Origin of the sequence: Dialister sp. CAG:357 (assembly GCF_000435155.1) — a bacterium.
Taxonomy (GTDB): Bacteria; Bacillota; Negativicutes; order Veillonellales; family Dialisteraceae; genus Dialister; species Dialister hominis.
Genome location: NZ_FR896432.1, coordinates 30,895 through 38,473 on the forward strand (window position 1 = coordinate 30,895; position 7,579 = coordinate 38,473).

General features: G+C 51.3%; 7 protein-coding genes and 1 pseudogene. 2 read left to right on the forward strand and 6 right to left on the reverse strand.

The window, feature by feature from the left end:
- Positions 1–706 (reverse strand): annotated as a pseudogene (guaB, locus tag M3200_RS05845) (IMP dehydrogenase); the annotation flags it as partial.
- 361 nt (positions 707–1,067) lie between these two features.
- Positions 1,068–3,116 carry an ATP-dependent DNA helicase RecG gene (gene recG / locus M3200_RS05850; protein WP_022382611.1) on the reverse strand — a complete coding sequence of 683 codons (2,049 nt, stop codon included), beginning with the start codon at positions 3,114–3,116 and terminating at the stop codon, positions 1,068–1,070.
- A gap of 227 nt (positions 3,117–3,343) precedes the next feature.
- On the opposite strand from recG, the gene rpmB reads away from it, so the two are divergent.
- Entirely contained in the window at positions 3,344–3,535 is a 192-nt protein-coding gene (gene rpmB, locus M3200_RS05855) for a 50S ribosomal protein L28 (protein ID WP_008858613.1), read from the forward strand.
- Positions 3,536–3,867: 332 nt separating this feature from the next.
- On the opposite strand, the gene M3200_RS05860 is transcribed toward rpmB, so the two are convergent.
- From M3200_RS05860 to M3200_RS05875, 4 genes are all read right to left on the reverse strand, one after another.
- Complete coding sequence (locus M3200_RS05860; protein WP_288178178.1) at positions 3,868–4,578, reverse strand: TIGR03943 family putative permease subunit; 711 nt, start codon at positions 4,576–4,578, stop codon at positions 3,868–3,870.
- Complete coding sequence (locus M3200_RS05865) at positions 4,575–5,762, reverse strand: permease (protein WP_288178179.1); 1,188 nt, start codon at positions 5,760–5,762, stop codon at positions 4,575–4,577. Before M3200_RS05865 ends, M3200_RS05860 begins: the two co-directional genes overlap by 4 nt.
- A gap of 78 nt (positions 5,763–5,840) precedes the next feature.
- Positions 5,841–6,116 carry a GTP-binding protein gene (locus M3200_RS05870; RefSeq protein WP_022382614.1) on the reverse strand — a complete coding sequence of 92 codons (276 nt, stop codon included), beginning with the start codon at positions 6,114–6,116 and terminating at the stop codon, positions 5,841–5,843.
- On the reverse strand, positions 6,109–7,092 hold the full coding sequence (locus tag M3200_RS05875) for a GTP-binding protein (RefSeq protein WP_022382615.1): 984 nt from the start codon (positions 7,090–7,092) through the stop codon (positions 6,109–6,111). The genes M3200_RS05870 and M3200_RS05875 overlap by 8 nt, the downstream gene beginning before the upstream one ends.
- 333 nt (positions 7,093–7,425) lie before the next feature.
- Between M3200_RS05875 and M3200_RS05880 the strand changes: the two genes are divergently transcribed.
- Positions 7,426–7,566, forward strand: coding sequence for a hypothetical protein (locus M3200_RS05880; RefSeq protein ID WP_288178180.1), 141 nt, complete (start codon positions 7,426–7,428; stop codon positions 7,564–7,566).
- Positions 7,567–7,579 lie beyond the last annotated feature (13 nt).

Genomic DNA, 7,579 nt, shown 5'->3' on the forward strand with positions numbered 1-7,579 from the left:
CTCTTCCGCGTTCTTCTGCATCATCGGAAGATCCGGTCGATGCACCGACGAGAAGGCGTCCTTCCTTATCCTTCACTGCATTCGGGTATTTCTTTGTCTTTTCGATATCACCGATTGTGATCAAACCCTTCAGGTAACCCTTGCTGTCAACGAGAGGCAGCTTTTCAATGCGGTGTGCCTGCAGGATCTTCTTCGCATCACGAAGCGATGTATGTTCCGGAGCCGTTACAAGGCCTTCCGAAGTCATGACTTCGCTGATCGGTTTTGAAAGATTTGTCTCGAAACGCATATCACGGATCGTGATGATGCCTACGAGCTTTCCGTCTTCCGTAATCGGAACGCCGGAAATATGGTACTTGTTCATGAGATCATCTGCATCAGACAGCATATCATCGGGGGAGAGGCAGACCGGATCCACGACGACGCCGTGTTCGGACCGCTTCACCAGCTGGACTTCGCGGCATTCCTCGCCGATGCTCATGTTGCTGTGAATGACGCCTAAGCCGCCTTCACGAGCCATGGCAACGGCCATTGCCGTCTCAGTCACTGTATCCATGCCTGCGCTGATGACCGGAATATTGAGAGAAATATTCTTTGTCAGACGGGTCGTCACATCGACCTGTCCGGGGAGCACTTCGGAATATGCAGGGACCAGCAGTACATCACTGAAGGTCAGTCCCTTCCTGCCAAACTTGTCTGCTCTCATCACAGCCTCCATTCCGGAAACAAAGTTTCCAATGTTGCCATTCCTAATTATCTGTCAATTTAATTATTATAGCATAATGCAAGTATACTTGTCATGGAACTTGCCCGCCCGCTGTCAAATCCGGCAGGATCTGCATTCCAGCGTGATTTTGGCTTATAAAAAATAAATTCAGCATGACCGAAACCTTGACCGGAAATTGACTTCCTTTTACAAATTCCGGGGCCGGTCTCCTTCTCTCAATATATGCTGTTTTCCCTTCACATGCAACACGAATTCAAATGCAGCATGCGATTCTAATGAAACAATAAAAAGCGCTCCGAAGAGCGCCTTATAAAAAAGTTAAATAAAATATTCAAACTCCTTATTCCTTCTCTGCTTCTTCCATTTTCTTGAAGAAGGCACCTCCGAAGCGGTGGCGGAGTTCTTCGGTGAAGTCCATGCCCTTATCGACGGCTTTGGCGGCTTCTCTTCTTGCTTCTTCAAGAAGGGGCAGGTCGCGGATGATGTCGGCGGCTTTCAGGTCCGGCATACCGTGCTGATGATAGCCGAAGAATTCACCGGAGCCTCTTAAGAGGAGATCCTTTTCTGAAAGGAGGAAACCATCGGAGATTTCGCACATGAGGCGCATGCGGAGCTGCGTGACTTCGTTCCTGTTATCCGTATAGAGGATGCAGTAGGACTGGCTGCTGCCGCGGCCGACGCGGCCTCTCAGCTGATGGAGCTGGGAAAGGCCGAAGCGGTCTGCGCCATAAACGAACATGATTGTCGCATTCGGTACGTTGATGCCGACTTCGATGACGGATGTCGCCGCCAGAAGTTTGATTTTCCCGTCCTTGAAGTCATTCATGACCTGGTCTTTTTCTGCGCCCTTCATGCGTCCGTGGACGAGGCCCACTTTGAAATCAGGAAATACTTTGTCCCGGAGTTCTTCATAGACGGCAACGGCCGAAGCCAGGTCCTGCTTCTCGCTCTTTTCAACGAGTGGGCAGACGACGTAGATCTGGTGGCCTGCCTGCATTTCCTTTCTCATGAAGTTGAAGACGCGCTTCAGGTACGAGCCGTCAATGGCATACGTTTTGACCGGATGGCGTCCGGGCGGCATGCCGCGGATGGCGGACACGTCGAGGTCCCCATAGACGGAAAGCGCCATGGTGCGCGGAATCGGCGTCGCTGTCATGACAAGGATGTGCGGAGACTCGCCCTTGCTTTCAAGCGCTTTTCTCTGCTTGACGCCGAAGCGGTGCTGCTCATCCATGATGACAAGACCGAGGTGCGCAAAGATGACGTCCTTTTCAATCAGGGCATGCGTGCCGATCAGGACGTCGATTTCCCCTTTCGCCAGTTTCTCAAGGATTTCATTTCTTTCGGATGTCTTCGTCTGTCCGGAAAGGTAAGCGACGCGGATGGGAAGGCCTTTATAGAATTGCTGGAATGTTTCATAATGCTGCCCGGCAAGGACTTCCGTCGGCACCATGAGCGCTCCCTGATAGCCGTTTTCGACGATCTTGGCAAGGGCAAGCGCCGCAACGGCCGTCTTGCCGCTTCCGACATCGCCCTGCACGAGACGCTGCATGGGGACGAGCCCTTCCATATCATCCTCGATATCACGGAAGGCGAGCTTCTGCCCGTCAGTCAGCTCGAAGGAGAAATTCTTAAGGACAGCGCGGACGAGCTTTCCCGAAGGCGCGCACTTGACCGAGGACGCTCCCTTTTCCCTCTTCCTTTTAAGGAGCAGGAGGCCTGCCTGCATGAAGAAGAGTTCTTCGAATGCCATTCTCTTCCTTGCCGCCTGCCGCATCGTTTCATTTTCAGGATTGTGCATGACGCGGATGGCTTCGGCGCGTTCCATGAGATGTTCTTTTCTCACCGTTTCGAGCGGAAGATTTTCGTCAAGGTCCTCCACGCAGTCGAGCGCTTCCTGGATCATCTGCCTCATGCGGTTGATCTTGATTCCTTCTGTCAGAGGATAGATCGGGACAAGCTTCTGGAAAGACGGCAGCTCTTCAGGTGTAACGGCTTCCGTTTCCGCATTGCCCATCTGTATTTTCCCATAGCCATATTCTGCCCTTCCGTAGGCAAGGACGTTCAGCCCACGGGAGAATTCATCCTTCTTCCATGGCTGGTTGAAGTAAGTGAGCGTCACGGCGCCCGTCCCGTCCGTCATGGTGACGTTCAGAATGGAAAGGCCTTTTCTTGGATGGATTTCCTTCACATCAAGGATTCTTCCGTAAATGACGGACTCTTCCCCGCTCACAAGGTCTTCCATCTTCGTGATCTGCGTCCAGTCCTGATATCTTCTCGGGTAAAAGGAAATGAGGTCTTCCACAGTGCGGATGCCAAGGTGTTCCAACCTTTCCGCCATTTTCGGGCCTACCCCTTTGACATATTTAACGGAATCTGATAATTTCATAGTATCTCCTTCTTGCCGGCGGAGGAACGCGCCGGCGGAAAGCGAATTAAGTCCGGAAACCAGAGCCGGTTTTCCGCTGACGGCGGATGGTACGGCATAGAGAGATCCAGAGCTTTATTTTTTTATTATAATTCTCTCTATATACTAATGTAAAATACTTGATTAAAAAAATGAATTGTGATATATTATGAATGTTGCAATCACGGAAGTGCAAGGAGGTGTGGCACATGGCTAATTATTGTGAAGTTTGCGGAAAGAAAACCGCTACAGGATTCAACGTATCCCATTCCCATTTGAAAACAAAAAGAACCTGGAAACCAAATATCCAGAGAGTGCGCGTACTGGTGGACGGACAGGTCAAGAGAATGAATGTCTGCACTCGTTGCCTTCGTTCTCATAAGGTAAACAGGGACATCTGATTTCTGCATGATCGGCCGGCAGCGGAGCCGGCCTTTTTTGCGCCTTGACGAGCGAAGAACAATAAGAATGGGGCTGTGACAAAATGGTTAATCATTTTGTTGCAGCCCCATTTTTGCGTGAGTATATTTGATTAGTGGATTATACAACACATTTATATATTTTTGTTATCTGAAAACCTCGCTGCGCTCGAAGGAAATGAATCTCCTCAGGCGCTTCCAGCGCCAGCTCCCCCTACAGGGCGAGCTCTGACACCCTTAAACCGAACTTCGTTCGAGAAAAGAGAAAGCAGTGCTTTAGCGAATTTTGTCACAGCCCCTTTTTATTTCCCCTGCTACGGATAAATGAACCCGAGCACAGGAGGCGCTTTAGTGATGGCCACAGGATGGACGTCGGGCAGAAGCTGTCCGTGGGAAGTCATCGTGCCAAGCGTTCCTTTGACGCGCACCCAGCTTCCCATCGGAAGCTTTCCATGATCGCTATAGGCAGCAATGCCGAATCTTGATGTATCGGCAATGCAGCAGGTCATGGCGACGCGCCCCACTGTCACGACGCCTTCAGGAAGCGAACGGTCGTCGCGGCTGACTTCGCCGGTCAGCAGGATCGTCCAGCCTTCATATTTCTTCGTGTCTTTGGAGATTTCAAGGATCGTCTTGTAGAAATTATCCGAGGACAGCTTGATCGTCTTGTTCCATTCATCGACGCTCCCTTCTTCCTCAACGGGCGCCTGCACGGCTCCCGGCTCAGGCGCCTTTGCCTTGACGGCAGGAGGCGGAAGGAAGGGCGACGCAGCAAGGAGAAGGATGAGCGTCAGCGGTGCAAAGAGCGCGTAGTAATTTCTTTTATACGACCTTCTTCTCCATTCCCTGATAGCCAGAAAAAGCCAGGCAGCAAGGGCGAAAAGAGAGGCAAAAAGCGCATATCGTACGTAAGGCATCACATAATTCTGATACCCCTTTGCTGCGAAAAGTGCGAGAAGCGCAATCAGGAGAAAGGAAATGAAGACGCCTGCCATTCCCCTTTTATTAGAAAACAGTCCCATCATACCCCTCCTTTCAGGAATACGAAGAGCATCGAGCAGGCAAATGTCGTAAGGATCGTTACCAGTGCCCAGCGGATGACGAAGGATTTCCTGCACATGGAAGACATGAGAAGGACATTCCTGAGATCCATGACAGGACCTAAGAGAAGGAAGCCCATGACGGATGACGGTGCCATGGAGAGCGAAAGGCTCTTTCCGATCATGGCATCCGATGTCGCACAAAGCGAGAGGCAGAACGCGATCAGCATCATGCAGAGGACGGATGAAACACCGGACGTAAGGCCTGCGCCTTCGAGAATCGGTCGTATGGATACCTGGAATATGGCGGCGAGCCAGGCGCCCATGATGACATAGCGGAAGGTGTACCAGAATTCATATCGGCTGTGGAGAAGAAAGAGCGAGGCCTTCGAATCTTTTTCTGAAGGAATCAGCTCTTCTGTCCCCTGCGGCCCTGAAAAAGCCTTCAGCGGATTCTTCTTGTAGAAGGCAAAGGTAGCGCCGACGAGGACGGCATTCAGCCATCCAAGAAGAAGCCTTCCTCCCACCATCGAAAGGTCGCCGCCAAATGCATACCATGTGCTAACGAGGACGACCGGATTCGTCAGAGGGCCTGCCATGAGGAATATCATGGTAATCGCAACGGGCACGCCCCTTTTGCAGAAGCCCCTGAAAAGCGGCGTCAGCGCGCAGTCGCAGAAGGGAAAGAAGAACCCTCCGATGAGCGCAAGCGGCACAGAGAGAACCGGGTGCTTCCTGAGATAGATTTCCCACGGCGGACGCGAGCTGTACAGCTGCATGCCCGTCGAAAGGAGCACGCCGATCAGGACAAAAGGCAGTGTCTGCAGCGTGATGCCGACCGCCAGAAGAGAAATACGGAGAAGATTTTCCTCCCTCGTAAGAAGCGCTGCTGCCAGGAAAAGAAATGACCACAACAGGATAAAAATATCCAGCCTTCTCTGCCAGAGTCCTTTGAAATGGTCTGTGAACCTTCCGGACCTGACATACAAATTTCCGGCAGACTTCGGTGTCACGATGCGGAAAGAGGCGGAAGGATTCCATGCGGAAAGCTTTTTCCCGGCTTCCTTCACACCTTTTCCCTTTTCGTCATTGGCAAAGAAAAGAATCTCATCGGCAGATTCCAGCTGCGTTAAGATGGCTGTCCCCGTCTTTCCCAGAAAGAAATTCACAAAATTTTCATCGGCGGAAAAGTAAACGCGTTTCGGCTCCATCAGGCGGGAAAGATGCGTCTCATAGATAAGGTGCTCCTAGTCGGAGAAGGGACGCATGCCGTTCCATTCCCACCAGATTTCTCCGATCCAGTGGTCACGGATGATGCGGCCTGCTTTTTCAACAAGCTCTTCATCCGAAAGGGAACTCGCATCAAGGACGATCTTGTCCTCTGTCGAAACGTCCGTCCTCCCCTTTTCCGAAAGGATGACCAGACATTTTCTGTACCGCCTCTGGGCAAGGATATCGTTCAGCCGATGGCTCTTTCCGCTCCCCAGAAATCCCGTCATCACATAGACGGGAATCCTATCCATGAGAAGCTCCTGAAAGTTCTCCGGCCGCCTCCTCTGTCTTTTCGCTTCCGATAAGGACGAGTCCGGTCGGTTCCTTATCCGTACCTTTGATCAGGAGACTTCCCGGCGTCCCCTGTAAAAGAACCGGCTTTCCGCCAATGCGTATGATGCCCTTGGCGCGGATGAGTGAATAGCGGACCATAAGGCCCCTCAGTTTTCTCTTGAAAGATTCCACGGATTCATCCGGGAAATCGACCGTCACGATGGACTGCTGCAGCACTTCCTCTTCATGGTCATGGTCGTGTTCATGCTCGTGATCGTGCTCATGCTCGTGTTCATGCTCATGGTCTGCTGTAACGGATCCAAGGTACTGGAAGGTCTGGTCTTCCTCAACTGATCCTTCCCCGATGAATCCTTTGACCCAGGCAGAAACTTCTTTTTCGTCCCAGTCCTTCATGAAGAATTCTGCTTTCTTTGCATGTTCAGCAAGAAGTTTCTGCAAGAAGGATTCCTGTCCTTCCGGGCAGCTCCTGACAAAAACGGCATCGGCTTCCTTGAGCTGGTCTTTGTAGAACATCCCGAAATTATGGATGTACATGGGAGCCGCTTCTCCGTCGACAAGCGTCACGACGCCTTTGACTTCACAGAGCCCTGCTTCTTCCGGTTCCTTCAAAGCGGACAGGACATCGGATGCCATAGCGACGCCGGACGGCTCGATCAGGAGCAGTTCAGGCGATGCAGCGGCGGCGACAGCCCTTACCGCATCCCCGAAATTTCCGCGAAGACTGCAGCAGATGCATCCTGCCGTCAGTTCATACAGAGAAAGCGGTTCGCCTTCCATCAAAGCGCAGTCCACATTGACCTCGCCGAAATCATTCTCGATCAGTGCCAGTTTCCCCCGCACCGGATTGTGATCAATCAGCATTTTGATCCACGTCGTCTTGCCGGCTCCGAGGAACCCGCTGACGACTAAGACTTTCATTTTTCCAGTACTCATGATAACCCCCTTTATCATTTTTCTTGATGATAGCACATGATGGAAATGATTTCCATTTTCTAAATAAACGATACTATTGGCCGATTTTCCCGTATTTTCCTCTTCTAAATTCTTGTCAATTCTTCGTATTTTCCGCGTAAAAAAGGGGCTGTGACAAAATTATTACACATGTTGTCACAGCCCCTTCATATTTATTTCCTGATCGTTACTGCTTTTTCATAGGACTTTCTGGGACGCATGCGCGGTGATTCGTCCGCATACCCGATGGCAAGCGCGGCATAAAGCTCGCCGTCTCCGCCCTGCCAGTCCCTGAGGCGCTTTAAGGCAAAGCAAATGTCGCAGATTCAGAGGCTTCCAAGCCCCAAAGCTGTCGCCATGAGGACCATGTGCTCTACGGCAAAACCGATGGAAAGCGCATTGCAGATTTCCGACTCTCTTTCATCAATGGCAAGTTTCGGCGGATTGTATAATTAAGTTGAACACTTAA

Bases quoted from the DNA above. Each gene is read 5' to 3' on its own strand.
- recG (WP_022382611.1), bottom strand. From the start codon at position 3,116: ATGAAATTATCAGATTCCGTTAAATATGTCAAAGGGGTAGGCCCGAAA.
- rpmB (WP_008858613.1), top strand. From the start codon at position 3,344: ATGGCTAATTATTGTGAAGTTTGCGGAAAGAAAACCGCTACAGGATTC.
- M3200_RS05860 (WP_288178178.1), bottom strand. From the start codon at position 4,578: ATGATGGGACTGTTTTCTAATAAAAGGGGAATGGCAGGCGTCTTCATT.
- M3200_RS05870 (WP_022382614.1), bottom strand. From the start codon at position 6,116: ATGGATAGGATTCCCGTCTATGTGATGACGGGATTTCTGGGGAGCGGA.
- M3200_RS05875 (WP_022382615.1), bottom strand. From the start codon at position 7,092: ATGAGTACTGGAAAAATGAAAGTCTTAGTCGTCAGCGGGTTCCTCGGA.
- M3200_RS05880 (WP_288178180.1), top strand. From the start codon at position 7,426: ATGTCGCAGATTCAGAGGCTTCCAAGCCCCAAAGCTGTCGCCATGAGG.